General features: G+C 70.5%; 1 protein-coding gene. It reads right to left on the bottom strand.

The window, feature by feature from the left end; translation table 11 throughout:
* On the bottom strand, window positions 1-251 hold a 251-nt coding region (locus tag EUU22_RS24820), incomplete at both ends, for a sulfotransferase (RefSeq protein WP_165351305.1).

Here is a 251-nt window from a genome sequence, read left to right on the forward strand (position 1 = left end):
GATGGCGTCGAGGTCGAGACCGAACGCCGCCGGGTCGCGCGCCGGTGCGGGCTCGCGGTTCTCCGAGTTCGCCTTCCACCACGCGTGCATCCGTGACTCGAACTCGTCCGACACGGGCTCCCCGAGCCACGCGTAGAGACCACGCACCTCGCCGATCGGGTCGGCCTGCATGGCGCGGAAGTCGATGTCGTAGAACCGGTCGTCACGACCGTCCTGGCGCCACGCCAGCGCGCGTTCGGTCGCCATCGACC

This window comes from Ciceribacter ferrooxidans (assembly GCF_004137355.1).
GTDB classification, from domain to species: Bacteria; Pseudomonadota; Alphaproteobacteria; order Rhizobiales; family Rhizobiaceae; genus Allorhizobium; species Allorhizobium ferrooxidans.